General features: G+C 72.4%; 26 protein-coding genes. 13 read left to right on the forward strand and 13 right to left on the reverse strand.

Annotation, left to right across the window (positions count from 1 at the left end; all coding sequences use genetic code 11):
- Window positions 1-495 carry an SRPBCC family protein gene (locus tag N912_RS0121280; RefSeq protein WP_028923992.1) on the reverse strand — a complete coding sequence of 165 codons (495 nt, stop codon included), beginning with the start codon at window positions 493-495 and terminating at the stop codon, window positions 1-3.
- Window positions 496-651: 156 nt separating this feature from the next.
- Here N912_RS0121280 and N912_RS63610 point away from each other — a divergent pair, with 156 nt between their 5' ends.
- Complete coding sequence (locus N912_RS63610; RefSeq protein ID WP_028923993.1) at window positions 652-930, forward strand: WhiB family transcriptional regulator; 279 nt, start codon at window positions 652-654, stop codon at window positions 928-930.
- On the forward strand, window positions 920-2,248 hold the full coding sequence (locus tag N912_RS53560) for an MFS transporter (protein ID WP_245645366.1): 1,329 nt from the start codon (window positions 920-922) through the stop codon (window positions 2,246-2,248). Before N912_RS63610 ends, N912_RS53560 begins: the two co-directional genes overlap by 11 nt.
- Before the next feature lie 6 nt (window positions 2,249-2,254).
- Here N912_RS53560 and N912_RS0121295 read toward each other — a convergent pair whose 3' ends face one another.
- Complete coding sequence (locus tag N912_RS0121295) at window positions 2,255-2,749, reverse strand: MarR family winged helix-turn-helix transcriptional regulator (RefSeq protein ID WP_028923994.1); 495 nt, start codon at window positions 2,747-2,749, stop codon at window positions 2,255-2,257.
- 166 nt (window positions 2,750-2,915) lie between these two features.
- Between N912_RS0121295 and N912_RS0121300 the strand changes: the two genes are divergently transcribed.
- A complete protein-coding gene (locus tag N912_RS0121300; RefSeq protein ID WP_028923995.1) occupies window positions 2,916-3,443 on the forward strand; it encodes a hypothetical protein in 528 nt (175 codons plus the stop codon).
- Here N912_RS0121300 and N912_RS0121305 read toward each other — a convergent pair.
- A complete protein-coding gene (locus N912_RS0121305; protein WP_028923996.1) occupies window positions 3,428-3,850 on the reverse strand; it encodes a nuclear transport factor 2 family protein in 423 nt (140 codons plus the stop codon). The genes N912_RS0121300 and N912_RS0121305 overlap by 16 nt on opposite strands.
- Before the next feature lie 67 nt (window positions 3,851-3,917).
- On the opposite strand from N912_RS0121305, the gene N912_RS0121310 reads away from it, so the two are divergent.
- Entirely contained in the window at window positions 3,918-4,757 is an 840-nt protein-coding gene (locus N912_RS0121310; protein ID WP_028923997.1) for a helix-turn-helix domain-containing protein, read from the forward strand.
- On the opposite strand, the gene N912_RS0121315 is transcribed toward N912_RS0121310, so the two are convergent.
- The 3 genes from N912_RS0121315 to N912_RS0121325 all read right to left on the reverse strand — a co-directional run bounded on the left by N912_RS0121315 (window position 4,749) and on the right by N912_RS0121325 (window position 9,482).
- Window positions 4,749-6,551, reverse strand: coding sequence for a peroxidase family protein (locus tag N912_RS0121315; RefSeq protein WP_028923998.1), 1,803 nt, complete (start codon window positions 6,549-6,551; stop codon window positions 4,749-4,751). The genes N912_RS0121310 and N912_RS0121315 overlap by 9 nt on opposite strands.
- Before the next feature lie 21 nt (window positions 6,552-6,572).
- On the reverse strand, window positions 6,573-7,832 hold the full coding sequence (locus tag N912_RS0121320; protein ID WP_169747922.1) for a lipoxygenase family protein: 1,260 nt from the start codon (window positions 7,830-7,832) through the stop codon (window positions 6,573-6,575).
- A 621-nt stretch (window positions 7,833-8,453) separates the two neighbouring features.
- A complete protein-coding gene (locus tag N912_RS0121325) occupies window positions 8,454-9,482 on the reverse strand; it encodes a PucR family transcriptional regulator (RefSeq protein ID WP_028924000.1) in 1,029 nt (342 codons plus the stop codon).
- A gap of 94 nt (window positions 9,483-9,576) precedes the next feature.
- Here N912_RS0121325 and N912_RS0121330 point away from each other — a divergent pair, with 94 nt between their 5' ends.
- On the forward strand, window positions 9,577-10,473 hold the full coding sequence (locus tag N912_RS0121330) for an alpha/beta hydrolase (RefSeq protein ID WP_028924001.1): 897 nt from the start codon (window positions 9,577-9,579) through the stop codon (window positions 10,471-10,473).
- Here N912_RS0121330 and N912_RS0121335 read toward each other — a convergent pair.
- Window positions 10,470-11,030, reverse strand: coding sequence for a TetR/AcrR family transcriptional regulator (locus N912_RS0121335; protein ID WP_028924002.1), 561 nt, complete (start codon window positions 11,028-11,030; stop codon window positions 10,470-10,472). The genes N912_RS0121330 and N912_RS0121335 overlap by 4 nt on opposite strands.
- A gap of 76 nt (window positions 11,031-11,106) precedes the next feature.
- On the opposite strand from N912_RS0121335, the gene N912_RS0121340 reads away from it, so the two are divergent.
- From N912_RS0121340 to N912_RS0121350, 3 genes are read left to right on the forward strand one after another with little or no spacing between them, the layout of a single operon-like run.
- A complete protein-coding gene (locus N912_RS0121340; protein WP_051580553.1) occupies window positions 11,107-12,084 on the forward strand; it encodes an alpha/beta hydrolase in 978 nt (325 codons plus the stop codon).
- Window positions 12,081-13,799, forward strand: a complete 1,719-nt coding sequence (locus tag N912_RS53565; protein ID WP_037065806.1) for an ABC transporter ATP-binding protein — start codon at window positions 12,081-12,083, stop codon at window positions 13,797-13,799. The genes N912_RS0121340 and N912_RS53565 overlap by 4 nt, the downstream gene beginning before the upstream one ends.
- Window positions 13,796-15,502, forward strand: a complete 1,707-nt coding sequence (locus N912_RS0121350; protein WP_028924004.1) for an ABC transporter ATP-binding protein — start codon at window positions 13,796-13,798, stop codon at window positions 15,500-15,502. The genes N912_RS53565 and N912_RS0121350 overlap by 4 nt, the downstream gene beginning before the upstream one ends.
- Here N912_RS0121350 and N912_RS0121355 read toward each other — a convergent pair.
- Complete coding sequence (locus N912_RS0121355) at window positions 15,499-16,017, reverse strand: MarR family winged helix-turn-helix transcriptional regulator (RefSeq protein WP_028924005.1); 519 nt, start codon at window positions 16,015-16,017, stop codon at window positions 15,499-15,501. The two genes, N912_RS0121350 and N912_RS0121355, sit on opposite strands and share 4 nt — an antisense overlap.
- Before the next feature lie 39 nt (window positions 16,018-16,056).
- Here N912_RS0121355 and N912_RS53570 point away from each other — a divergent pair, with 39 nt between their 5' ends.
- Entirely contained in the window at window positions 16,057-17,256 is a 1,200-nt protein-coding gene (locus N912_RS53570) for an MFS transporter (RefSeq protein ID WP_028924006.1), read from the forward strand.
- 131 nt (window positions 17,257-17,387) lie between these two features.
- Here the strand turns inward: N912_RS53570 and N912_RS53575 are convergent, their stop codons facing one another.
- A complete protein-coding gene (locus tag N912_RS53575; RefSeq protein WP_051580554.1) occupies window positions 17,388-18,062 on the reverse strand; it encodes a winged helix-turn-helix transcriptional regulator in 675 nt (224 codons plus the stop codon).
- Window positions 18,063-18,159: 97 nt separating this feature from the next.
- Between N912_RS53575 and N912_RS0121370 the strand changes: the two genes are divergently transcribed.
- Window positions 18,160-18,525: a tautomerase family protein gene (locus N912_RS0121370; protein ID WP_156993835.1), complete on the forward strand. Its 366-nt coding sequence runs from the start codon at window positions 18,160-18,162 to the stop codon at window positions 18,523-18,525.
- Here N912_RS0121370 and N912_RS0121375 read toward each other — a convergent pair.
- Complete coding sequence (locus tag N912_RS0121375; protein ID WP_425415305.1) at window positions 18,518-20,101, reverse strand: UGSC family (seleno)protein; 1,584 nt, start codon at window positions 20,099-20,101, stop codon at window positions 18,518-18,520. The genes N912_RS0121370 and N912_RS0121375 overlap by 8 nt on opposite strands.
- A 5-nt stretch (window positions 20,102-20,106) precedes the next feature.
- A complete protein-coding gene (locus N912_RS0121385; protein ID WP_211261327.1) occupies window positions 20,107-20,574 on the reverse strand; it encodes an Lrp/AsnC family transcriptional regulator in 468 nt (155 codons plus the stop codon).
- 115 nt (window positions 20,575-20,689) lie between these two features.
- Between N912_RS0121385 and N912_RS61565 the strand changes: the two genes are divergently transcribed.
- On the forward strand, window positions 20,690-21,715 hold the full coding sequence (locus N912_RS61565) for an MFS transporter (RefSeq protein WP_211261328.1): 1,026 nt from the start codon (window positions 20,690-20,692) through the stop codon (window positions 21,713-21,715).
- Between the two features lie 104 nt (window positions 21,716-21,819).
- Here N912_RS61565 and N912_RS0121395 read toward each other — a convergent pair whose 3' ends face one another.
- The gene (locus N912_RS0121395) at window positions 21,820-22,797 is read right to left on the reverse strand and encodes a sigma-70 family RNA polymerase sigma factor (RefSeq protein WP_028924011.1); all 978 of its coding nucleotides are present in this window, start codon (window positions 22,795-22,797) and stop codon (window positions 21,820-21,822) included.
- A 109-nt stretch (window positions 22,798-22,906) separates the two neighbouring features.
- On the opposite strand from N912_RS0121395, the gene N912_RS0121400 reads away from it, so the two are divergent.
- A complete protein-coding gene (locus N912_RS0121400) occupies window positions 22,907-23,485 on the forward strand; it encodes a dihydrofolate reductase family protein (RefSeq protein ID WP_028924012.1) in 579 nt (192 codons plus the stop codon).
- Here the strand turns inward: N912_RS0121400 and N912_RS53585 are convergent.
- Entirely contained in the window at window positions 23,482-24,990 is a 1,509-nt protein-coding gene (locus tag N912_RS53585) for a GDSL-type esterase/lipase family protein (protein ID WP_051580557.1), read from the reverse strand. The two genes, N912_RS0121400 and N912_RS53585, sit on opposite strands and share 4 nt — an antisense overlap.
- A gap of 59 nt (window positions 24,991-25,049) precedes the next feature.
- On the opposite strand from N912_RS53585, the gene N912_RS0121410 reads away from it, so the two are divergent.
- Window positions 25,050-26,465 carry an MFS transporter gene (locus N912_RS0121410; protein ID WP_028924013.1) on the forward strand — a complete coding sequence of 472 codons (1,416 nt, stop codon included), beginning with the start codon at window positions 25,050-25,052 and terminating at the stop codon, window positions 26,463-26,465.
- Window positions 26,466-26,527: the final 62 nt, after the last annotated feature.

Raw genomic sequence — 26,527 nt, forward strand, 5'->3', positions numbered from 1 at the left:
TCAGATCTCGGGCGGGATGTCCCGCATGTATCCGGCCTGCGGCGGTGGCGGCACGTCGCCGCGCCAGGCGCCCGTCTCGGCCCCCTCGGCCTCGATGAACTCCTTGAACCGTTTCAGGTCACCCTTGCTCTGCCAGTCCACGACGCCGAGGGCCGCGCCCGCCTTCTCCGCGATGCCCTCCGGGTCGAACTCCATCTGCAGCGTGACCCGGGTGTTCCTGTCGTCCAGGCGGTGGAAGGTGACCACCCCGGCGTGGTACGGGCCGCCCACGGTGTGCCAGGCGATCCGCTCGTCCGGATGCTGCTCGCTGATCTCGGCGTCGAACTCCCGCCGGACGCCCGCCACCTTGGTCTGCCAGTGGGTCCTGGTCTCGGTGAGCTGGCTGACCTGCTCCACGCCCGCCATGAACTCCGGGAACCGCTCGAACTGCGTCCACTGGTTGTACGCGGTGCGCACCGGGACCGCCACGTCCACGCTGTCCTCGACCGTCTTCACGGGTCCTCCCCTGTCGTCGAATCGGCCCGAGGGCCGCTCACCGGCGGCGGCTACCCGCCGCCACCGCGCCGAAACCTTCGCCGGTGGGCGTTTGACGCGCGCCACGGCGGGAACAGCGCTCACGGCCACAGGACTCCGACGACCGAGGACGACCGCATGCGCTGGCAGCATGTCGACTGGACCCAGGCGGCCTGTCGCGACCAGAACCCCGAGCTGTTCTTCCCGGTCGGCACCGGGGAGCACGCCAACCGGCAGGCGGACCAGGCGAAGGCGGTGTGCGCGCGCTGCTCGGTGGCCGCGCGCTGCCTCGACTTCGCGCTCGACGTCGGGGCCACCGACGGCATCTGGGGCGGGTGGACGGACCAGGAGCGGCGCGCGCTGCCTCGGCCCCGGCGCGTCCCCGCGCGACCGTTCGGGAAACGCGGTGGCGGCTGAGGCGGGTCACGGCGAGGCACGGCCGAGCGAGCGGGAGATCCGGCGGGCCGTTGCCGGGGCCGCCATGGGCAACGCCGTGGAGTGGTACGACTACGCGATCTACAGCTATCTGGTGACCAGCATCGGGCTCAACTTCTTCCCGGAGGCCGACCCCACCGCGCAGAAGCTGCTCGTGTTCGCCGGCATCGCGCTGCCGTTCGTGCTGCGGCCGCTGGGCAGCTTCGTGCTGGGGCCGCTCGGGGACAAGTTCGGCCGCCGGGCCGTGCTGGCCTTCACGATCATCACCATGTCCGGGGCGACCCTGTGCGTCGGGCTGATCCCCAGCTTCGCCACGATCGGAGTGGCCGCGCCGGTCCTGCTCGTCGCGGCCCGGCTCGTGCAGGGCTTCTCCACCGGCGGCGAGTACGGCGGCGCCGCCACGTTCATCGCCGAGTATGCCCCCGACCGCCGCCGCGGCCTGCTCGGCAGCTTTCTCGAGCTCGGCACGCTCAGCGGCTACGTGCTCGGCGCGGGCATCGCCACCACCATGCAGCTGACGTTGCCGCCGCAGGCCCTCAACGGCTGGGGCTGGCGCATCCCGTTCCTGCTCGCCGGGCCGATCGGGCTGGTCGGGTTCTACCTGCGCCAGAAGCTGGACGACTCGCCGTCGTTTCGGCGGCTGGCCTCCAAGGGAGCCGGAACGAAGGCCCCCTTGCGCGAGGCGTTGTCCTACTGGCCCCAGATCCTGAACCTCATCGGCATCGTCATCCTGCTCAACGTCGCCGACTACACCCTGCTCACCTACATGCCGACCTACCTCACCCGGGTGCTGAACATCAACGAGGCCCAGTCGCTGCTGGTGCTGGTCGGGGTCATGCTCGCCATGATCGCTTTCATCACCCCGCTGGGCGCGCTGTCCGACCGGATCGGCCGCCGGCCGGTGCTGCTGGCCTCGGCCATCGGCTTCCTGCTGTTCAGCTACCCCGCGATCAGCTTGATCGAGATGCGCTCGGCGTTCGCGGTGAGCGGCGGCCTGCTGATCCTGGCCGTCCTGCTGCCGCTCATGCTGGCCACGATCGGCTCGACCCTGCCCGCCATGTTCCCGACCAGGAACCGCTACGGCGCCTTCTCCCTGGGCTACGGGGTGTCCACCGCGCTGTTCGGCGGCACCGCACCGCTGGTGATCACCGCGCTCATCGCCTCGACCGGCAGCAACTCCATCCCCGCCTTCTACCTGATGGCCGCCGCGGCGATCGCCATCGTCCCCATCTGCCTCATGCCGGAGACCTCCAGGCGGTCCATCTCCCACCCCACCCGCATCCCCGGGACCAACCCATAGTGTCGATCACGGTGGGTCGGCGGCGACGGCGGCGTTGGGCGGCGCGGACGCGGCCCGCAGCCGGTCGGTCAGCGCGCCGAGCTGGTCGCGCAGCTCGATGACCTGGGCGGTGGACATCCCGGCGGCCTCGGCGACCGCGGCGCGCACCGAGCGCGTCTCCTCGCGCAGCGCGCGGCCGGGGCCGGTGAGGCTCAGCTGCACCTGCCGCTCGTCGTCGGTGCGGCGGTGCTTGGTGACCAGCCCGGCCGACACCAGCCGTTTGATCAGCGGGGACAGCGTGTTGGTCGCCAACTGCAGGCGGTCGGCGAGCTCGGCGACCGACAGGCTCTCCCGTTCCCAGAGCACCACCATCACCAGGTACTGCGGGTAGGTCAGGCCGAGCCTGTCGAGCCCCTGCCGGTAGACCCCGGTCATCGCCCGCGACGCCGCATAGAGGGCGAAGCACAGCAGCTCGTCCAGCGTCAGGAACTCCCCCGGCGCCGACGGCGTCCACTCAGTCACGAGGTCACAGTACGAGCCAACCACGCGCCACGCCTACAGCGTCGCTGGAACGGCTGGTTCGCCCGCTTCTATCGCGCACGACCGTATCGGCCACATGATCAATCGTGTACCGTCGCGTCACGAGCTCGCTCGGCGGGCAACGGACGGCGGGAGGAGACAGGACCTCGTGGCCGAGGAGAACCCAGGTTTTACCTCCCTCGTCGAGGGCTACCAGGCGATACGCGCTCAGCAGCGGCGGTTCGCGGAGGCCACCGAGCAGCCCCGGCGCCGTCCGGATCTCGATCACATCGCCGTTCTCGAGCGACTGCTCGCCGTGCTCGACAGGACGCTGGACTCGGCGTTGGCCAACCGGGACGTGCTGGACACCGAACTGCAGCTGAACACTCGGGTGCCGGTGTGGCTGGCCCTGGCCGAGCACGCCCAGGAGCGCCACCCCGCCTACGCGTACGCCTGCCGGGTCGCCGCCGGTTGGGAGCACGCGATCGCCGACCAGCTCGGCGGTCAGGTGAGCGTCCCCGGCGCCGAGGTCACCCCGCGCGGGCCGGGCACCGACGACGTGGTGACCGACGCCGTGCGCCACGGACCGCCTCGCCAGCGGCCCACCCTGGCCGAACAGATCATCCTGGACCGCTGCGCCGCGCGCGGCCCCGGCTGGGGCGGAGGGATCCCCCGGCCCGGTCAGCGCGGGCTCTGATCGTCACCGAAGACCATCCGGTGCCCTCGGGCCGTGTCCACGTACTCGCGGGCCCGGTGGATCAGCCCGTCCCGCAGCTCGAACACGAAGCAGTAGTCGTTGCCGTAATGGTTGCCGTTGGCGAGCGTGGCGGACACCGTCGCCTCGACGGTCACCCGCTCGCCGTCGCCGTGCGAACCGTGGAAGGTGACGTCGAGGTCGCGCGCGAACAGGCGGGGGAAGTCCTCGGCGAAGAAGCGCACGATCGCCTTCCTGCCCACCATGTGGTGGGTCGCCCCGGACGCGACGGCGACGGCGTTGCCTGGCGGCGAGAGCCACTCGGCGTCCTCGGTGAACACCGAGGAGATCTGGTCGGGGTCGTTGCTGGCGAGCGCCTGGAAGGCGTCCTGGACGATGCCGTTGGTCATGGGTCCAACTGTCGCCGCCGGTGTGCGTCGAAGTCTTGGACGAATGTTCGCACTTAGCATGGGGAGCATGCGGTCCACCGAGCCCGGCGCCTCGGCCAGGTGGACTGTCGCGAGGCCGGCGCGGTCCGGGCCGGTGGCCGGGGTCAGCATGGCCGGGTTCCGCGATGTCGGCGACGGCTCGGTCGACGTGCGGGTGGTCCCGCATCCGGCGGTGTCGCTGGCGCTGGAGTGCGGTGACGGGCCGCTGGTCGTGGACGTCGACACCGGCCGGCACCGGCGCGGAAGCCTCGTCGTCGGGTACATGCACGGCGGCCTGCGGGTGCGCGGTTCGAAGGTCGAGTGCGTGCAGGTGCGGCTGTCCCCGGTGGTCGCGTACGCGGTGCTGGGCGTCTCCCCGGCGGAGCTGGACCACGTGGTGGTGACCCTCGACGACCTGTGGGGACGGGACGCGGCGCGGATCCGGGAGCGGCTCGGCGAGGCCCGGTCGTGGCCGGACCGGTTCGCCCTGACCGAGGCCCTGATCGCCCGGCGCCACGAAACCGGGCCGTCGGTGGACCCCGAGGTGGCCTGGGCCTGGCGCCGGATCGCGGCCGCCCGGGGCCGGGTCCGGATCGACGCGCTGGCCGCCGAGGTCGGCTGGTCACGCACCCGGCTGTGGTCCAGGTTCCGGGCGCAGATCGGCCTGGCGCCCAAGCGCGCCGCGAAGCTGGTCCGCTTCGACCACGCCGTGCACCGCCTGGCGGCGGGCGGGGACGCGGCCCGGACCGCCGCCGAGGGCGGCTACGTCGACCAGTCCCACCTGCACCGGGATGTCCTGGCGTTCAGCGGCATGACCCCGGCGACCGTGGCCGGCCAGACCTGGCTGGCGGTGGACGGCCTCGCGTGGTCGGGGTACGCCTCACCGTGAGTCCGTCGCGTCGGGCAGCACCGGCCACGGCGCGAACGCGTTGCGGACCGGGCGCAGCGCCGGCGCGAGGTCGGGGTAGTGGCGCACCAGCACCGAGGACATGTCGTTCTCGGCGATCCAGCGCATGCCCTCGGGCGTGTAGGTCTCCGGGGTGAAGTCGGTGGTGTAGAACCTGTCGCTCTTGATCCGGCGCGACGCCATCAGGATGAAGATCCGGAACGCGGTGTCACCGAAGCCGAACCCGGGCGGCGGCGGTTCGGCGTGCAGCCCGACGGTCAGGTCGACGTCCTCGATGGAGTCGTACACCGAGGCCAGCTCGGCGGCCAGCTTCGGGTTGCCGGTCAGGTCCTCGAAGGAGCGGGCCTCCGGGAGCCGCAGCAGCCGGCGGAACTCGTTGTAGCGGGGCACCCCTCGCTCCCGGGACCGCAGGATGTCGACGGCGGCGAGGTCGATCACCATGCCGTCGTCGCGGCGGAGCTGCTGCATGAACCGGGGGTGGTTGTGCAGGGTGACCGCGCCGGGATGCGCGGTGCCGAAGGAGTAGAACAGGTCGGTGGCGCCGTAGCGCTTGAGCACGTCGCGCGACTTCAGCCCGGAGAGGTCGAGGAAGGCCAGCTCGTCGCGGCGGCTCGGGTCGCCGACCGCGCGGACCAGGAAGTCGTCGGGCACCAGCGGGTGCATCCGGTACACCGCGACGAACTCCTCGGTGATCGAGTAGGGCGCGGTGTGGTGGTCGGTCGGCGAGCCGGGGATGCCGCTGAGCACCTCGCTGTCGCCGAGGCGCCCGACGAGGTTGTGGACCCGCTCCGAGGCGATCCCGAACCAGTTCGCCCGCATGCCGATCTGCAGCGCGGGGTGGGCCAGGATCGCCGTCGTCCACTCCACCGTGTGGATCTTGGCGAGCAGCGCCGCGATGACCAGCCGCGCCTTGTCGAAGACCTGGTCGTCCGACCACGCCGGGTACGCCGCGCCGAGCATCTCGCACACCGCGTTGTGCTCGCGCATGAACACGGTGTGCAGCAGCTCCAGGCCGACCCACCAGCCGTCCAGCCCGCCCGAGCTGCCCAGCAGCGCCGGGTCGATGTCCACCAGCCCGTCCTTGCCGATCGCCACCCGCCCCGGTCCGAGCTTCGGGCGGCGGATGGCGCGCTGGAACTCCGCGGTGCTGCCGTAGATCTGGGACGCGTCCCACCAGTGCGTCTCGGTGTTGACGAAGGTGCCCGGCGGGTCGCCCTCGGCGTGCGGGTCGCGCGGGGTGCGCGGCAGCCGGATCGGGTCGTCGGGCCAGTGGTCGCCCTGGGGCCGGGGGACCTCGAACGGGTGCTCGGGGTCGGTGCCGTGGCTGAACCAGTCCCGGGTCTCGAACTGCAGCCACGCCCCGGCGAGCACGTTCAGCGTGGTGGCCGGGATCATCTCCGACCCTCGGGCCAGCAGCGTCGTGCTCACCAGGCGCGGGTTCGGCGTCATCAACCGCTCGCCCGTCTCCGGGTGGGCGCGCCTCGGTGGGACGTTGCGCCCGAGCCGTGTCCGCGCCGCCCCCATTGCCGGCGCGGACAGGTCGTTGTAGGTGCCGTCCACGGTGCGGGCGGTCAGCCAGCGCGGCGGCGGCGCCGGGTCGAGCTTCGGCAGCGACGCCTCGACGTTGGTGTCGTACAGGTTGTGCTCCCGCAACGAGTCCCGGATCCCCATCAACAGGGCCAGGGACACCGGCGTCGGAAAACGATCCCAGCGCCGGCGTCGGTCGATCGCGACCGCCAGCTTGGCAAACGCCCGACGCAGCGCCGACTTGCTCATGTTCTCTCCCCTGAAAAACCGTCACGCATTGATGTTCGCCTCGAGGATGTTCGGGTAGATGCGCCAATAGGCGAAGGGCTCCTTCGTCAGCCGTGACTGCAGTTCTTCGAGCTCCTGCTGGAAGGCACGGAACTCGGCCGCCGCCCTGGCGTCCAGCGCCAGATAGCCGAAGTCCTGCATCAGCGCGGCGCGTTTGACGTTCAGGTTGAAGTTGGCGTTCACCAGCCGCTGGTACACGTCGACGGGCAGCCGCCGGCCGTTCCTGTAGACCCGGACCGGCTGCACCTGGCTCCACATCTGGTAGTTCCACAGCCCGGTGCCGAGCACCTCGTGCTGCACGGTGGCGAGGTGCAGCAGCGCGGCGACGAACCGGGCGGTGCCCGCGATCGTGACGTCCTCGCCGCTCAGCGCGCGCACGCCGTTCGGGACGAGCCGGTCCATCGTGGCCAGCCAGTCGACGACGGCCGCGTCCGCGCGCAGCGCCCGGTCGGTCGGGTAGTACAGGGCGAGGTAGCGGGCCGCGTGGGCGTGCAGCACGTCGAAGATCGCCCGCAGGTTGGCGAGGCTGGGGGTGTCGAAACCGGCGGAGTCGAGCCCCCGGCGCGCGGCGTCGCGGTCCGGGTCCAGCACGGTGATGTCGTAGGCGTCGTAGGTGTCCTCGAACAGCTCGCACATGCCCGCGTGGGTGAAGCTGAAGACGGAGTCGAAGTCGCCGCCCCTGGCCATCTGCCCCTTGGTGACGATCTGGTTGCTGTACTGGGTGCCGAACATGTGCGGCCACAGCAGCCGGCGCAGCGGGTGCCGGGCGTCCAGGCAGTTGCGGGTGGCGATCGCGAACGGCCCGCCGACGGCGAGGTGCACCCAGTTGAAGTGCCTGACCAGCGACACGTGGTTGGTGGCCGCGCACAGCGCCAGCCGCTTCGCGTCCTCCCAGTTGGCGTCGCCGGGCCGGCACTCCCCCAGCTCGCAGTCGATCAGCGCCGGCGCCAGCTTCGACCCCGATCCATCTGCCCGGAAGACCACCCGCAGCCCGAGCGAGCGCAGCCCGTCATGGTGCTCGTAGCGCGCCAGCTCGCGCAGGTCCCACTGGTAGTCGCCGTCGGAGGTGCGCTCCAGGTAGCCCGCGTACGGACCGGCCACCGCGAGGAAGCCGAGGTCCACCTCGCCGGCGAACTCCGGGGGAAGAATGGGTGCCGGGAAACAACGCCGATGGGCCTTGGTGTAGGCCTCGGACAGCGCCTGGTCCGGGTTCTCCGGGATGTCCGGCATTCCTGGCTGCATTGGTCCGAATATGCGGTACAACGCAACTTGAAATTCGTAGAAATAGTATTTGAGCAGCGACCTTTCGTCGTCCGGGACGCGGTCCGCGACTCGGATGTTGTGTATGGGAATTCCCGGGAACTGGCTCACCAGGCTGACGTCGCCGATAGGCTGCTCATCGTCAACCGGGACCGGGATCGTCACCGGCCGGTTCGCCCGGTACTTCGCGATCGCGATCAGATTCCAGAACCTCCGGCGCAGACCCCATGGCAGCATCTCCAGCCCCACCTACCCATGCGCTCGCTCGTTTCCGTCCACCTGTAGGAGCGGCCACGGTGGTGGCCTGATACACGCGATGTCGGGGCGAGGTCGTCCCTGGCGGCGTTGTCGGCAAGGCCAGGTGTGAGCATGGCGGCGATGTGCACCGCCGACGTCCGGTGGCCGCCGCAGGGTGCCGCCGTCGGGGCGCCGCTGCGTGGCCGCTCGCCCCGACATCACTCCACCGCTCCTCCGCAGTAGAACGATCTATCAAACGCTAGAACGATCTATCTAGAAGTAGAACGATCTATCCACGGCGTGCGAACGTCAAGCACCGAGTAGCCGGCCGCCACCCGGGTACGGCACGCATCAGCACGAACCCGTTCACGTCCCGAACAGCCGCCAGGCGGTGAGCGCGAGCCTGGCCCGGGTCAGCCCGGCGGGGTCGGTGAGGTCGACGCCCAAGGCTCCGCCGATCTGTTCGAGCCGGCGGGCGACGCTGCTGTGGTGCAGGTGCAGCAGCTCGGCGGCCCGCCGCAGCGAGCCGGCCGCGCAGTAGATGTCCAACGTCCGCACGTCCTCAGCGGCCAGGCCACCGATCGCGGCCACGTCGGCGTTGTCCCGAGCGGCGGCCTCGGGTACGTGCGCGAGCAACGCCAACGCCCCCAACTCGCCATACTCCACGATCGGCTGGCGCTCGGTGGCGAAGCGCAGCGCGGTGCGGGCCTCCCGCCAGCACCGGTCCGGGCTCGCGGCGGCACCGACCCCCGCGCGAACACCCGACGGAAACCGCGCCGCGTCCATGGTGGCCGCCAGGATGACGCCCACGCCGGCCAGCGGCGCCGCCTTCACCGGACGGGCCGGGCAGACCAGCGCGCCGACCCGATCCAGCGGAACGCCCGAACACACGGCGGCGACCCGGATCGGCAGGTCGGCGGCGAAACCCAGCAGCCGCAGCGCCCGCGCCCTGGCCGCCTCGTCGCCCTCCGAGCTGATCACGAGCTCGACCAGTGCGGGGTCTGCCATCGTGGTGCGGGCCGGCCCGTAGCGCTCGACCACCGAGGCGACGGCGATGGCCAGCCGGTCCAGCAACAACTCGTCGAACGGTCCGGGCGGCCCGGGGCGCTCCAGCCACACCGCGCCGATCTCCTCCTCGTCGAGCGTGACCGACACGGTGGTGGACGCGGGCGGTGGCGGGACGGGCGCCTCCCGCCCGTCGGGGGACATCCGGATCTCCTGGCCGGTGCCGTGCAGCCGGATCCCGGCCGGGCACTCGGACAGCCCGGCCGAGGCCCTGGCCAGCGCCGGGAGGTCCACCCGCCGGCGCATCAGCGTGTCGTAGAACATCACCACCCGGACCGCGCCGCCGGCCTCCTCGTCCAGGTGCGAGAGCCGCTGCGCCAGGACCTCCATGCCCGCACCATAGCGACGATCGGCGCGGCTACGCAGGAGAATGCGCGACGAGTGGCGGGTGCCGCCGGGCCGGGCGGCCGGGAGGATCGTGGGCATGGATCCCGAACTGGAAGCGTTCATCCCGTTCTTCCCCAAGGCCGACCTGTCCGATCCGGTCACCGCGCGGGAGAACCTCGCCAAGCTGGCCGCCTCGGTGCCGGTGCCGGATGTCGCGGACATGGAGATCGAGGACCGCACGGTGCCCGCCGATCCGGACGTCCCGGTGCGGATCTACCGCCCCCGGCGGGCGCGGGGCGCGATCGTCTGGATGCACGGCGGCGGTTTCGTCATGGGCAACCTGGACACCGAGTACCCGTGGGCCACCCGGCTCGCCGACGGCTCCGGCGCGGTGGTGATCTCCGTCGGCTACCGCCTGGCGCCGGAGCATCCGTTCCCGGCCGCCCTCGACGACGTCTACGCCGCGCTGACCTGGACCGCCGAGCACGCCGCCGAGCTGGGCGTCGACCCGGAGCGGATAGCGGTCGGCGGCCACAGCGCCGGCGGCACGCTCGCCGCCGCGACCGCACTGCGAGCGCGCGACCAGGACGGGCCGCCGATCCGGTTCCAGCTGCTCAACCAGCCGTCGCTGGACGACCGGCAGCAGAGCTGGTCGGCGCGCAACTTCACCGGCACGCCCTGGATGACCAGCGCCAAGCTCGCCCAGGTGTGGCGGCACTACCTCGCGGCGGCGGCCGCCTCCTCGCCGTACGCGGCCCCGGCGCGGGCCGAGAAGCTGTCCGGCCTGCCGCCCGCCTACCTCGCCACCGCGGAGTTCTGCCCCAACCGCGACGAAGGCATCGAGTACGCGCTGCGCCTGCTGCAGTCCGGCGTGCCGGTCGAGCTGCACCAGTGGTCGGGCACCTTCCACGGGTCGCAGGCGATCGTGTCCGCCGAGGTGTCCCAGCGCCAGCTCACCGAGCTGGGCGGTGCACTGCACCGCGCCCTGGCCTAGGCGAAGTGCGCCACCACCATCTCGACCAGCTCGCCGACGTCGGAGTCGACCATGGGACGGCCGGTCATGCCCATGCGGTGCAGCAGGGTCCCGACGACGACGTCGATGAGCAGCAGCACCCGGGCGTCCGGCTCGCCGAGCGCGTCCCCCAGCGCACGCCGGTACGGCTCCTGCAGCCGGCTGGACAGGACCTCGCGTAGGGCAGGGTCGCTGACCGCGTCGCTGAACACGCCCGCGAACGCGTCGCCCACCCCCGGTTCGCCGATCTTCGCCGCGGCCCAGCGGATGGCCGAGGCGATGACCTCGGCGCGGCCGGCGCCCTCCAGCGGGGCCGGGCCGAACGCGTCGAGCAGGCAGTCCGTGACCAGCGCGCCCTTCGACGGCCAGCGGCGGTAGATCGTCGTCTTCGCCACGCCCGCGGCCGCCGCGATGCGGTCGACGGTGGCGCGCGCGTAGCCCAGCTCGTGGACGGTGCGCAGCGTCGCGGCGAAGACGGTGGCGTTGATGCCGGAGCGCGGGCGACCGGGCGGGCGGGCGGACGTGGTCGCTCGGTTCATCGTCACACCATAGCCAGTTACGCTACTATTAGTTTCGCTACCTGAAGTAGCGAAACTAGACGCCGAGGAGGATGGCATGAGCGACGTCAAGGAGCTGCCACCGCTGCGCCTCCGGGTGCTGGGCGCGCTGCGCGGCGAGCCGGACTGGCCGGCGATGACGGCCGAGGGCCTGGCCGCCTACCGCGAGGCGGAGAACCGCAGGCGGGCGTCCCGGCTGATGCGGGTGATCACCGGGATCCCGGACCGGGGTGCCGAGATCCGGTGGCGGGAGGTGGCGCTGCCCGACCGCCGGCTCCGGGTCCGGGTGTACCGGCCGGCGCGCGCGGACGGGCACCTGCCCCTGGTGCTGCACGTGCACGCCGGCGGGATGGTGGGCACGGCGGTGCAGAGCGACTGGCTGAACAGCCACCTGGCCGCGCGGCTGCCCTCGGTCGTGGTCTCGGTCGAGCACCGCCTGCTCGCGCCAGGGACCCCGCTGTCCTGCGCCGCCGACGACGGCTGGGACGCGCTTCGGCACCTGCTGGAGCACGCCGCGAGCTGGGGCATCGACCCGGGGCGGGTCGCCGTGGCCGGGGAGAGCGCCGGCGCGCTGATCGTCGCGCTCGCCGCGATCCGGGCCAGGGACGCCGGCCTGCCGCTGCGGGCGCAGGTGCTGGCCAACCCCTGCCTCGACCTGACCTCGACGATGCTCGACCACGCCTCGATGACCGAGCACGCGCACAGCCCGACCCTGTCCGTGACGCAGGTAGAGGCGTTCCGCCGCTACGCCGTCCCGCCCGGAACCGACCCGCGCGCGGTGTCGCCGCTGCACGCCGACGACCTGACCGGGCTGGCCCCGGCCCTGGTCGTGGTGCCGACCATCGACCCGGTGGCCGACCACGGCCGCCGCTACGCCGAACGGCTCGACGCGGCCGGCACGCCCGCGCGGCTCGCCGAACACCCCGGCGCGACCCACGGGCTGGTCAGCATGCCGGGCCTGATGCCCCAGGCCAGGACCGCACGGACCCAGCTCACCGGGTTCCTCCGCGACCACCTGACGAGCGGAGAGCGATGAGCACCACCCCCGGGCTGCTGCGTCCGCACCTCGGGAGCTTCGCGGCCGTGGTGATCCTGCAGGTGATCGGCGCCGTCGCGGGCCTGGCGCCGCTGCTGGCGGTCGTCGAGCTGGGCCGCGCGCTGCTCTCGCCCGGCCCTGCCGATCACGGCCGCGTCTGGTTCGTCGTGGCCGTGGGCGCGGTCGGGCTGCTCGTCCGGCTGGTGTTCACCGCCGCGTCGTCGGGGATCGGGCACCTGCTCGACGGCCGGGTGCAGCTGGAGTTCCGCCGGCTGCTGGCCGCGCGGCTGGGGCAGGTGCCGATCGGCTGGTTCGCCCGGCGGCGCACCGGCGAGCTGGCGAAGGTGGTGGGCGAGGACGTGAGCGCGGTGCACCCGTTCATCGCCCACACCCCCGGCGAGCTGGTCTCCGCGTTCGTGGTGCCGCTGGTGTCGCTGGTCTACCTGTTCACCGTCGACTGGCGCCTGACGCTGATCACGCTGATCCCGGTGGCGCTGGCGGTGGCGCACGTCCCGCTGATGATGACGGCGTCGAGGCTGCGCGAGCAGAAGGAGTTCGACGCGGCGATGGGCAGGATCTCGAACTCGGTCGTCGAGTTCGTGCGCGGCATCTCGGTGGTCAAGGCGTTCGGCGGGTCCGGGCGCGCGCACCGCGCCTTCGTCACCGCCACCGACGAGTTCGCCGACAGCTTCTACCGCTGGGTGCACGGCCTGTCCGCGATCGCGGCCGGCATGCAGCTCGCGCTGTCGCCCCCGTTCGTGCTCCTGGTCGTGCTGGTCGGGGGTACGGCGCTGGTCACGGCCGGTGGCATGGCGCCGGCGGACCTGCTGGCGTTCCTGGTGCTCGGGCTGGGCCTGACCGCTCCGGTGGCGGCGCTGGGCCACGGCTTCGACGACATGCAGGCCGCCCGGCGCGCGGTCGGGCGGATCGGGGACGTGCTCGCGGTGCCGCCGCTGCCCGAGCCCGCGAACCCGGCCGTGCCGCGAGGTCACCGGGTGGAGCTGCGGGGCGTCCGGTTCGGGTACGAGGACGGCCACGAGGTGCTGCGCGGCATCGACCTGGTGCTGGAGCCGGGGACGGTCACCGCGGTCGTCGGGCCGTCGGGCAGCGGGAAGTCCACGCTGGTCCGGCTGCTGCCCCGGTTCTTCGACCCGACCCACGGCTCGGTCGCGCTCGGCGGTGTCGACCTGCGCGAGCTGGACGCCCGCGAGCTGTACCGCACCGTCTCGTTCGTCTTCCAGGACACCAGCCTGCTGCGCGCGTCGGTGGCGGAGAACATCGCGCTGGCGGTGCCACAGGCCGGCCTCGACGACGTGGTCCGCGCGGCCAGGCTGGCGAACATCCACGACCGGATCCTGGAGCTGCCGCGCGGGTACGACACGGTGATCGGTACGCAGGCCTGGCTCTCCGGCGGCGAGGCGCAGCGGATCTCGATCGCGCGCGCGCTGCTCGCCGACGCGCCGGTGCTGGTGCTCGACGAGGCGACGGCCTTCGCCGACCCCCGGACCGAGCAGGCGCTGCGGCGGGCGCTGGCGACGCTGGAGGGCGAGCGGACGGTCCTGGTCATCGCCCACCGCATGGAGACGATCGCCGACGCCGACACCGTCGTGATGCTGGAGGACGGCGCGATCGTCGAGCGCGGCGGCCCCGCCGAGCTGCTCGCGCGCAACGAGAGGTTCGCCGAGTTCTGGAGCCGAGGAGGCCAGGCCCGATGATTCGCATGCTGCTGCGCGTGCTGGGGCACGAGTACGCCCGGCCGGTGCGCCGCACGGTGGCCCTGATGACCGCCACGGCGGTCGCCGAGGGCCTGTCCTACGCGCTGCTGGTCCCGGTGCTGCGGGCGCTGTTCGGGCCTACGCCCGGCGGCGCCTGGCCGTGGCTGGTGGCGTTCGGGGCGGCGGTCGCCGGCTTCGCGGTGCTGCGCTACCGCGCGGACCTGTCCGGGTTCCGGGCCGGGACCACGCTGTTGCGCGGGGTGTACCACCGGCTCGGCGACCACCTGGCCCGGCTGCCCATCGGCTGGTACGACGCCGGGCGGGTCGGCGAGGTCTCGGTGCTGGCCAGCCGGGGCGTGCTGCGGGCCATGAGCGTCATCGCGCACCTGCTGGCACCGCTGGTCGGCGCGAGCGTGACGCCGGCGACGATCGTCGTCGTGATGTTCGCGTTCGACTGGCGGATGGGTCTGGCCGCGCTGGCCGCCGCGCCGGTGGTGGCGGCGATCCAGGCCTGGACGGCACGCGCGATGGACTCCACCGACGCCGAGCGCCACGAGCGCGACCACCAGGCCACCGGCCGGGTCATCGAGTACCTGCAGGCGCAGCCGGTGCTGCGGGCCGGCGGGCGGACAGTCGAACGGTTCGGGCTGCTCGACGACTCGCTGCGCGAGCTTCAGCGGGTGTCGCGGCGGAGCACGCTCGCGGCGCTGCCCGGTGTGGTGGGGCTGACGCTCGCGGTGCAGGCGGCGTTCACCGTCCTGCTGGTGCTGGGCGCCTACCTCGCGCTCGGCGGCGGGATCGGCGCGGCGGAGGTGCTGGCGATCCTGGTGCTGGCCGCCCGCTGCGCGGACCCGTTGCTGTCGCTGTCCGAGATCGGCGGCCAGCTGCGCGGCGCCCGCTCCGAGCTGGCCAGGCTGGACGCCGTGCTGAGCGCCGAGCCGCTGGCCGAGCCCGCCGAACCCGTCGAGCCGGCCGGTCATGAGCTGGAGTTCGAGTCCGTCACGTTTCGCCACGACGGCCGGGCGGTGCTCGACGACCTGTCGTTCTCCGTCCCGCGGGGGCAGCGGCTCGCGATCGTCGGCCCGTCCGGGGCGGGCAAGAGCACGGTGCTGCGGTTGCTCGCGCGGTTCTACGACGTGCACTCGGGCGCGGTGCGGGTGGGCGGCGTGGACGTGCGCGCGATCGGTTCCGAGGCGCTGATGGCCCGGATCGCCATCGTCTTCCAGGACGTCTACCTCTTCGACGGCACGATCGAGGAGAACGTGCGCCTCGGCCGTCCCGACGCCGGCAAGGCCGAGGTGCGGGCGGCGGCGAGCGCCGCGCGGCTGGACGAGGTGATCGAGCGGCTGCCCCGGGGATGGGACACGAACGTCGGCGAGGGCGGCACCCTGCTCTCCGGCGGCGAGCGCCAACGGGTCTCGATCGCGCGGGCGCTGCTCAAGGACGCCCCGATCGTGCTGTTGGACGAGGTGACCTCGGCGCTCGACCCGGTGAACGAGGCGGCCGTCCACCAGGGCATCGAGCGCCTGATGGCCGGGCGCACGGTGGTGATGGTGGCGCACCGGATGCGCACCGTCCAACGCGCCGACCGCGTCGTCTTCCTGGACGGCGGCCGGATCCTGGAGGAAGGCGACCACGACCGGCTGGTGCACCTCGCCGGCCACTACGCCGACTTCTGGAACCTCACGGCGGCCGGGCGCTAGGGCGCGGGCAGGGTGTGGGTGAGCTTGCGGAGCAGGCGGACCAGGGTGTCACGCTCCTCGTCGGTGAGGCCGGAGAGGATCTTGGTTTCGTTCGCCACGTGGTGCTCGATGACGGTGTTGACCAGCTCCAGGCCCCGGTCGGTGAGCTTGATCAGCCGCCCGCGTCCGTCCTCGTCGGCGGCGCGCCTGCTGACCAGGCCGGCGCGCTCCAGCCGGTCCACCCGCTTGGTGACCGCGCCGGAGGTCACCATCGTCGAGCCGCTCAGCTCGCCCGCGGTCAGCTCGTACGGCGCACCGGAGCGGCGCAGCGTGCCGAGCACGTCGAACTCCCCCCGGCCCAGGTCGTAGCGGCCGAACACCTGCCGCAGCAGCTCGTCCAGCGACAGCGACAGCCGGGTGATCCGCCCGACCACGTGCATCGGGCTGGCGTCGAGGTCGGGCCGCTCGCGCCGCCACTGGCCGACGATGCGGTCCACGTCGTCCGGCTCGCTGTCGGGGTCCCACCGTGAGGCCATGCTTTGACGATACCTTCCATGGAAAGTAATGTCTCTTCCATGGAAACTATCTCGGCGCGCACGCGCACCCGCCCGCGCTCGGCGATGAGGTCGTGGCTGGGCGTCTGCGTCATCACCGCCAGCCTGTTCGTCTTCGTCACCACCGAGCTGATGCCGGTCGGCCTGCTGACCCCGGTGAGCGCGAGCCTGAGCATCTCGGTCGGGATCGCCGGGCTGATGGTCACGCTGTACGGCGTCTCGGCCGGCCTGGGCGTGCCGTTCCTGGTGGCGTGGACCAGGCGCGTCAACCGGCGCGTGCTGCTGTCCGCGCTGCTGGTGGTGCTCGCGGTGGGAAACCTGGTCACCGCCCTCTCGCCGAACTACCCGCTGGTGCTGGCCGCGCGGCTGGTCATGGGCTTCGCCAACGGGGTGTTCTGGGCCATCGGCGTGAGCATGGCGATGCGGCTGGTTCCCGACCGCCACGCGAGCAGGGCGGCCGCCGTCGCGCTGTCCGGCATCTCGATCGCCACGGTGGTGGGCATGCCGCTGGGCACCTTCCTGGAGAGCCTCACCGACTGGCGGACCACGTTCCTCATCTGGAGCGGCCTGAGCGCGCTGGTGCTGCTCGCGGTCGCCACCGTCGTCCCGTCGTTGCCCTCGGACAACGCCGTCCCGGCCCGGGAGGTCTTCCGGCTGCCGCTGCGGAACGTGCGCCTGCGCGGGGTGATGATCACCGTCACGCTGTACGTGCTCGGACATTTCGGGGCGTACACCTTCATCCGGCCGTTCGTGGAGGCCAGCCCGTTCGGCACGCCCGCCTTCATCACCGTGCTGCTGATGATCTACGGCGCCGGCGGGGCGGCCGGGAACTTCGTCGCGGGCTACACCGTGACCAAGAACCTCCTCGGCAGCTTCACCGTCGCCTGCGCGGGGCTGGTGGCATCGTTGCTGTTGCTGCTCGCGTTCGGCCACACCCCGGCCGGCGTGATCATCGCGGTGGCCCTCTGGGGGATCTCCTTCGGCGCCGCGAACCTGTCCCAGGTCAACCTGACGCTCGACGCCGCGCCCGACACCTTCGAAGCCGCCATGGCGATCAACACGCTCGGCTACAACACCTCGATCGCGCTCGGTGCCCTGTTCGGCGGAGTGGTCGCGGACCAGCTCGGGGTCCGGGGCGCCGTATGGTTCGGCGTGGCACTGACCGCCGCGGCGCTGACCATCACGCTCAGCACCCGCCGCCGACTCTCCAGAACCAGTTGACGTTTCCGCTGGTCAAGACCCGTGAGTGGTTAGGGGTGCTATGGCACCCCTAACCACTCACGGGTTCTGACCAGGTGTTTTATCGCGGAGGGCGGCGTGATGCTCTGCCGGGCACAGACCGCTGCGCGCGGTCAGCCGGGGCCTGAGGGCGCTGCTCCGGAGCGGTTGATCGTCGCCTCGAACAGGCGGCGGCCGGCATGGGCGTCTCCGGTCAGGGTGAGCCGGCCTTCGTCGATCGCCTCGGTGAGCGCGCGGTCGTCGAGGATGCGGTTCACCGTGTCCGGGTCGGTGTCGACGATCGTGTCCGGCCGTCCCGGTGGCTCGCCCCGGCGCATCTCGACCAGGTGTCCGTCGGCGACCCGGACGGTGAAGCGGTGGCGGCCCATGCGCAGTTCGTAGTCGGCGCTCCACGGTCGCTCCGGCCGGGGACGGAAGGAGCTGCGCAGCTTGATCATGGCCGAGTCCGCGCCCACGTGATCGGTTGACGGGTTCGAGGCCCGCGCGCCCCACCGCCCCAGCGCGACGATGACGCCGTCCAGCTCGGCGCCCCACTCGGTCAGCTCGTAGACCTGCGAGCCGGCCGGCGGGGGCAGCGTGCGGCGCCGCACCACGCCGGCGTCCTCCAGCTCCCGCAGGCGCTGGGCCAGCACCTTGGAACCCGCGCCCGGCAGCCCGTCCCGCAGGTCGGTGAACCTCTTCGGGCCCAGCACCAGCTCGCGCACGATCAGCAGCGCCCACCGCTCGCCCACATGGTCGAGCGCGAGCGCGATCGCGCACCCGTCACCGTACCGGCGGTTCGTCACCATGGTTTCCATCGTACACACGCCAAGTTTGCCCTTGACATCGCTTAGTATCCAGAAGAAACTAGATAGTGACAGTTTGATCCTTTTGAAGGAGAACGACATGCCTGTTGGATATCTCGACGTGCCCACCGGCGTTGGCGTCGACAAGAAGCGCGAACTGGTGAAGGCCGCCTACGACGCCCTGCACGAGGCCTGGCCCGTCCCCGACGACGTGCGGATCTTCCTGCGCGAGTGGCCGCTCGACAGCGTGAGCCAGAACGGGCTCCTCGGCTCGGAACCGGCCAGGCCCGTGTTCATGGTGCACATTCCTCTCGGCGCCGATCCGGACACCAAGCGAAAGGTCCTCAAGAAGATCAATGCCGCCGTCGCGGACGCCTATCGGCTACCGGACTTCATGACCTTCATGCAGGAGTACCCGCTCGACATGGTGGCCCACGACGGGGACCTGCTCGCCGACCTCACGTAGGCGGTATACGAACCGACACCGCCTCGGTCGCCCCGAAGGACGGGATCCAGGCCGAGTGCTTGCCCGCCCCGCCCGCGACCACGAGGTGTAGCCGCTCGGGCCCGGTGCTCACCGGGTAGTGGCCGCCGTCCGGCTCGATGCCCGCGCCGGCGAAGTACGCCCGGTTGCCCGGCGAGATCCGGTCAACCGGGATCCGGGCGTGCTCCCACAGCCACTCCCGGATGCCGTCCACGGTCCAGCCGTCCCGGTGCAGGGTCGCGGCGTGCTCCGGGCCGAGCACCAGCAGGTGCGGCCCGCTCAGGTAGACGTTGTTCGAGCCGGACTTCGCCATGCTGCCGGCCACGGTGGTCAGGATCTCCAGGCCGGTGGTGCTGCCGTGGTCGTTGATGTTGTGCGGTGGCTCGGCGGCCATCACCGTCACCACGCTGTCGGACGCGTCGAACCCGCGCCGGACGTGGTACGGCGGCCACGGGCTGGCCTGTTCGTGCTCGGCGAAGCAGAAGCTGTACTTCGCCGGCGAGCCCTGGGTGGCCCGGTCCATGGTGCCCGGCCGCGCACCGCCGACGTTGGCCAGCACGAGCGCGAGCGCCCGCCCGAGCACCGCGTTGGCCCTGGTGCCCTGGCCGAAGCAGTTGCCGCCCGAGTTCAGCCCGAGCCGCTCCCGGATCGGCCCGTTCACCAGCAGCATCGGCGCGCACGGGTGGGTGGTGGCCAGCGCGCCGTGCAGGTTGTACTCGTCGGCCTGGACGGCGTGCAGCGCGGCCAGCAGCACCGGCAGGTCGGCGGGGCGGGCGCCGGCCATGACCGCGTTGGCCGCCACCGACCTCAGGGACGGCACCAGCCGGCTCGGCGGCAACGGGCCCAGCGCGAGCGTGGGCACGGCGCCGACCAGCATCGCGTCCACCAGGTCCTCGGTCGGCGCGATGGTGGGCAGCCCGTCGCCCCAGCCGCGCTCCTCGGCCCAGCCGAACCAGTCCGCCGGCCCGAGGTCGGGCACGTCGAGCGCCTCCGCGCGGCCGTCATCGCCGCGCGGCCCGACGACGGGCGCGGCGGGCGCGACGTCCAGCAGGTCGGCCACGCCGGCGTACGCGGCGTCGATCCGGCCGGCCAGCTCGGACTCGGTCAGCCCGCCGAGCGGATGGTCGATCACCACCAGCCGGGGCTCCACCCGCCGCGCCCTCGCCTGGGCGTTGACCAGCGGCAGGAAGGTCCGGGTGACGATCAGGAACGGGACGACGCCACGGCGCTCCAGCTCCACCGAGTCGTGGAGACTCCACGACGAGCAGGAGCCTCAATCGCCGATCGCGACGATGGCCCTCCGGTACCGCCGGGCCAGCCGGTCCAGGGTCGCGGCGTCGGCCGGGGACGCCGCGCTGGGCTTCGAGTCGAAGCCGATGCCGGCCATGCCGCGCTCCGCCTCCAGCCGCCTGGCCACCCCGTTGAGCAGCTCGTTCGCGCCCGGCTTGGAGTTGGAGAACAGGCACAGCGCGCCCGCCGGCTCACCGTCGCGGGCTACCGGCGTGACCTCTTCGTCGACCGGGATGCCAAAGCTCGGGTCCACAATGCGCACGGCCACCGACGCTAGGCCAACGCGGCGTCCTCGGCCAGTTCGGCGCTGGGCGGAAGCGCGCGGTCGCGCACCGGGCTGCGGAACGCGAGGTTGGTGATGACCTGGCCGAAGGTGGCGAGCTTGTCGGTGAGGACCTCGAGGTCCGTCATGGACCGCGCGATCACCTTGATCAGGTAGCAGTCCTCCCCGGTGACGTGGTGCGCCTCCAGGATCTGGGGCGTGCCCGCCAGCAGCTCGTCGAACGCCTTGCCCGCCGGAGTGGCCATCCGGAGCCGGACGAACGCCGTCATCGGGTAGCCGAGGGCGACCGGATCGACGACGGCCCGGTAGCCGCGCACGACGCCGAGGTCGGTGAGCCGCCGCACCCGATCCGAGGTGGAGGACGCCGACATGGAGACCGCCCGTGCCAGCTCCGCCGTGCTCATCCGCCCGTCCGCCTGCAGGAGCTGAAGGATGGCGTTGTCGGTCGAATCGAGCATTGGACGTTGATTCACAGCCATGGCATCGAGATTACCGCCGATCTGAAGCGTCAGAAGCCAGAACTGCCGTCATCTTCTCGTTCCTCCAGACGGCGAACCCGGCGAGCATTTCGCCATGAAACTCACCCCTGGCGGGCGCGACGCGATCGCGCTCGGGGCGATCTGCCTGTCCTCGCTCATGTTCGGCCTGGAGATCTCCAGCGTCCCGGTGGTCCTGCCGACCGTCGGCGAGGTGCTGCACGGCGGGTTTGCCGACCTGCAATGGGTCATGAACGCCTACACGATCGCGTGCACCACCGTGCTGGTGGCGACCGGCGTCCTCGCCGACAGGTTCGGCCGTCGGCGGCTGCTCGCGGCGGCGGTCGCCGCGTTCGGCGTCACCTCGCTGCTGTGCGGGCTGGCCTCGGACGTGACGGTGCTGGTCGCCGGGCGGTTCCTGCAGGGCGTGAGCGGCGGCGCCATGCTCATCTGTCAGGTGGCGATCCTGGCGCACCAGTTCCGGGAGCGGCGCCGGCGGGCCAGGGCGTTCGGCACCTGGGGGATCGTGTTCGGGGTCGGGCTCGGCTTCGGGCCGGCCATCGGCGGCGCGCTGCTCGCGCTGTCGAGCTGGCGCTGGGTGTTCCTGGTTCACGTGGTCGTCGCCGCGGTCACGCTGGCGCTGATCGCGCTCGGCGTGCGGGAGTCCCGCGACCCCGAGGCCGGGCGGCTGGACCTGCTCGGCATCGGCACCCTCGGCCTCGGGGTGTTCGGGCTGGTCTTCTACATCACCCAGGGGTCCGGCCTCGGCTTCACCAGCGCCGTGGAGCTGGCGGTGCTCGGGCCTGCTGCTGATGTACCGGGGCAGCGGCGCCGAGCACCCGGGCTGGGCGACGGTCCTGCCCGGCGCGCTGCTGGCCGGGGCCGGGCTCGGGCTGGTCAACACGCCGGTCACCAACACCACCACCGCCTCGGTGCCCGGCGACCGGTCGGGCATGGCCTCGGGCATCGACATGAGCGCGCGGTTGGTGTCGCTGGCCGTCAACATCGCCGTGATGGGGCTGCTGCTGGTCACCGGGATCGCGGACGGCCTGCGCGCACAACTGTCCGGGCGGCTGGCCGAACCGGCGATCCGGGCGCTGGCGCAGCGGGTCGCGAACGGTGAGGACGCGGCGGGCGGCCTGGCGGGCCCGGCGCTGGCCAGGGGTTTCGGCCTGGCCACGCTGTACGGCGGCGTCGCGGCGTGCCTGATCGCGGCCGCGAGCCTCGTCACGTTCGGGGCGGGAGCGAGCGCGGCAGCCCGAACCACGCCAGCACGCCGGTGTCGAAGCGGGTGAAGGCGCGGATCCTTTCGCCGGCGAGGGTGAGGACGAACAGGCCCGACCCCTGCCGGATGCCGGTGGCGGCGCGCAGGTACGCCCCGAACGCCGGCTGGCCGTTGGCGCGGGTGGGCACCAGGTCGACCCGGCGGCCGGAGGCGAAGATCCCGGCGAACAGGCGGGCCACCACGTCGCGGCCCTCGTACTCCAGCGGGATCGGCGGCATGGAGACGAAGACGTCGTCGGTGAACAGGGCGACCAGCGCGTCGACGTCACCCGCCTGGTAGGCGCGCGCGAACCGCTGCGCGAGCGCGCGCTCGGCCGGCGAGTCGGGGGCCGGGGCCGGTTCGCCGGTCGCCGGCAGCCGGCGCCGCAGCCCGGCGCGGGCGCGCTTGAGGGCGCTGGTGACCGACTCGACGGTGGTGTCAAGCATGCCGGCCACCTCGGCCGCCGGGAACCCGAGCACGTCGCGCAGCACCAGCACCGCGAGCTGGCGCGGCGCCAGGAGCTGCAGGGCCGTGACGAAGGCCAGCGAGATGGACTCGGTCCGCTCGTAGCGGGCCTCCGGGACGAGCGCGTCGGGGTAGGGCTCCAGCCACGCCAGCTCGCCGAGCCGGGTGGGCTCGGGGGCCTCGACCAGGGGCATGTCCCAGTCCAGGGCCGGGCGCCGGCTGGCCGAGCGCCGCGCGTTGAGGCACCGGTTGGTGGCGATCCGGTACAGCCAGGTGCGCAGCGAGCCGCGCCCCTCGAACCCGTCGAGCCCCTGCCAGGCCGCCAGCAGCGTGTCCTGCAGCGCGTCCTCGGCGTCCTGCAACGACCCGAGCATCCGGTAGCAGTGCACCTGCAGCTCCCGGCGGTACGGCTCGGTCAGCGCGCGGAACGCCTCGCCGTCGCCGCCGCGCGCCCGTGAGATCAGCTCGGTTGTCATCACACGTGTACGGACACCGGCCGAGGGGCGAACTGGGCGCCGTGCCCGCGCCCAGTTCCCCGGCGTCGCGGTTTCTCCATACCCGGCAGTCAACACCGGGAGGACCACCATGGGAAAGATCATCATCAGCGAGAACGTCACGCTCGACGGCGTCGTCGAGGACCCGACCGGCGAGACCGGCTTCACGCGCGGCGGTTGGTTCGGCCGGCTCGGGACCGCGGACCGCGAGGCGTGGGCCAAGGTCTACTCGGACGAGGCGCTGGCCGCCGAGGCGATGCTGCTGGGGCGGCGCAGCTACGAGTTCTTCGCCGAGCGCTGGCCGTCGCGGACCGGCGCGTGGGCCGACCGGCTCAACGGCATGCCCAAGTACGTGGTCTCCTCGACGCTCGAACATCCCGCCTGGCAGAACACGACTGTGCTGGGCGGCGACGTCGTGGACGAGGTCACGAAGCTGGCGCACGAGCTGACCGGGGACATCGTCGTCTACGGCAGCTCCCGGCTGGTGCCCACACTGATCGACCACGACCTGGCCGACGAGCTGCGCCTGCTGACGTACCCCGTCCTGGTCGGTGACGGCGTGCGCCTGTTCGGCCCGACCAGCAACACCAAACCCCTGCACCTGCTCGAAGCCCGCACCATCGGCCACACCCTCACCCTGCTCACCTATCGGCTGGTGCGAGACGCCTAGCGTTGCGGTGGCGGCTGGGTGCGGGCCAGGGCCTGCGCGGCGGCCGCGGCCATCCGCAGCTCGCCGACGGCCGTGGGGTGGAACGGGCGGGGATCGCGCAGGCCCTGCAGGTCGGGGCCGCCCCCGTCGACCGGGCGGGCGCACAGCGGGGTCACCTCGGGCCGGGCGACGGTGAAGCCGTACTTCTGGGCGCCCGCCTCCAGCGTCGCGTTGAGCTGGGTGTTGCGCTCCCGGAGCAGGTCGATCTTGTGCTGGTCGAGCCCGGGGAACTGGACGGGCCCGCGCACGTCCGGGCAGTCGGCCCCGGCGTCGGTGGCGAACGGGTCGTACGAGGTCATGATGACCACCTTCGGGCGGTCCGGCAGGTCGTTGAGGTCGCGCAGCAGGCCGGCGTAGTCCTGGTCGAAGCCCGCCAGCCGGTAGCCGAACTCGCCGGCGGTGAGCCTGTCGTCGCAGCCGGCCTGGCTGTAGCAGTACTGCAGGAAGTCCTGCCAGTACAGGTCGTTCGGCCCGACCGCCACGACCACGAACTCCAGCCCGCGCACCTGCTTGAGCAGGCCGACCTGGGGCGGCACCTGGGTGTCGCGGACCGGCTGCGAACCGCGAAGGCCCTGGGCGATGCTCGCGCCCGAACAGGCCAGGTTGAGCACCTTCTTCGACCCCAGCAGCCCCAGCTCCACGGCCAGCGAGTCGGCGCTGCGCTCGCACGCGGTGTCCGCCGCGTCGGCGCCGGGCACCGGCGGGCCGCCGACCCGGGAGGCCCGCGAGTCGCCGATCACCGCGCCGTTGTAGCCGTAGGTCGGCGCGCCGACCGGCGACGGGGTGACCCGGGTGGTGCCGACCAGCTCGGTCAGCGAGCCGACCTTCGCCAGCCCCCGGGTCGTACCCAGGTAGGCCAGCGCCCCGCTCGCCGCCCACGCGGCCAGCGAGACGGCGACCGCCACCAGCGTCATCCGCCCGATCGCGCCCGAGAGGTGGCGCCACAGAACGGCGTCTCCGACGGGGAACCGGCCGTGCCGGCTCGCGCGGCGCAGCACGATCATCATCCGCACGCAGCCCATCACGGCGCTGCCGGCCAGGGCCACCGCCAGCATCCCCACCGCGCCCCAGGCGAACCACGTCAGGAACCCGTCGGCCAGGGTGTGGACGGTGTCGGCCCAGGCCCGCGCCGAGGTGGCCGGGTCGAGCGCCTGCAGCGCGCCCGCGTTGCGCTGCACCGGCCCGAGCGAGAGCCGGGGTCGCAGCGGCCCGTAGACGGTCAGCATGGGCAGGTCCAGCTTGGTGTTGCCGATCTGCACCAGCTGCGCCGGGCCGGACAGCGACAGCTCGGGCTCCCGCGCCCCGACCGCCACGCTCTGCCCGAGCAGGGACAGCCGCTGGTCCGGGTTGAGCAGCACGACCAGCGGAACCCCGCCCAGCACGCAGGCGACGACCAGCAACAACGTCCATCGGGAACGCGCCTCGTGGACCAGCGTGCGAAACCAACCGCTACCGCGACGCGCCATCTCTCCAGCCTGCATTGCCTCTTGACCTTAATTCCGGTTGAGGTCATAGCGTCGCCCGGATGAGTCTGTCGCCGGCCGGAGCGGGCACCTGGGCCGAGCTGCGCGCCCGCTACCTGGGGATATCGAGTGTCATCTCCGGCGGCGTGCTGATGGTCGCGCTCAACATCTACGTCGTGGCCAGCCTGCTGCCCACGGCCATCGCCGAGATCGGCGGCGAGGAGCTCTACGCGTGGAGCACCAGCCTGTACGTGGTCACCATGGTGATCGGCTCCACGTTGGTGAGCGCGTGCCGGGCGCGGTGGGGCGGTGCGGGGGCGTACCGGATCGCGCTCGGCGGTTTTGCGCTCGGGTCGGTGATCTGCGGGCTGGCGCCGGTCATGCCGGTGTTGTTGGTGGGGCGCGTGCTGCAGGGGTTCGGCGGTGGGTTGTTGCACGGGCTGGCGTTCGTGATGGTGCAGCGGGCGCTGCCGGAGCGGCTCTGGTCACGGGGCATGGTGTTGATCTCGAGCATGTTCGCGGCCGGCAACTTCGTCGGGCCTGGGGTGGGCGGGGTGTTCGCGCAGTTCACCTCGTGGCGGTATGCGTTCGCGGTGCTGACGCTGGCTGCGGTGCTGATCGCGTTCGCGGTGGGGCGGGCGGTGCCGGGCGGCGACCGGTCACGGGCCGCAGCCCCGGTGCCGGCGACGTCGGTGCTGGTCGCGGCGGTCACCGCGGCGATCAGCGTGGCCGGGATCGTACCGCCGGGATGGCCGATGACGGCGCTGCTGCTCGGCGGCATCGTGTTGTTGGCGGCCTTCCTCGCCGCCGAGCGCCGCGCTCGGGCTCGGATTTTGAGCACGCTCGTGTTCGTCGCGCACAACCCGCTGAAGTGGCTGTACCTGACCACGGCGACGCTGGCGTTCGCGATCGGCACCGAGTCGTTCCTGCCGCTGTTCGGCCAGCGGCTCGGCGGCATGCCGCCGGTGATCGCGGGCTTCTTCGGCGCGGCGCTCGCGCTGGGCTGGACGCTGGTCCAGCTGTTCACCGGCTCCGCGCGGCGGCTGGGCGTGATCCGGCTGCTGAAGCTGTTCGGCCCGATGGTGCTGGCCGTGGGCCTGGCGCTGTTCGGCCTGCTGCTGCGCGACGCTCCGCCGACGTGGTTGATGATCGTGTGGGTGGCGACGCTGCTGATCGCCGGCAGCGGCATCGCGATGGCCATGCCGCACCTCGGCGCCGCGACCATGGCCGTGACCTCCGACCCCGACGAAGCCACCAAGGCCTCCGCCGGCATCGCCACCGTGCTCAACATCGGCAACGCCTTCGGCGCCGCGTTCGCCGGCGTACTGGTCAACCTCGGCGCCCCGTCGACCCTGGCCTCCGCGCGCTACCTGTTCCTCACGTTCGCGCTCGTCTGCGCCCTCGGCACCGTGACCGCCGCCCTAGCCGGCCGAGACCCCGCGCCTCGCCCCAACACGGGCAAGGTTCACGGCGAGTAGGCTCCGGGCCACCGAAAACAGCCCCCGCCGCCGCGCCAACGGCCGGGGCGCGGCCCGAGGGC

Origin of the sequence: Actinospineispora acaciae DSM 45401, assembly GCF_000620785.1 — a bacterium.
In the GTDB taxonomy this organism is placed as follows: Bacteria; Actinomycetota; Actinomycetes; order Mycobacteriales; family Pseudonocardiaceae; genus Pseudonocardia; species Pseudonocardia acaciae.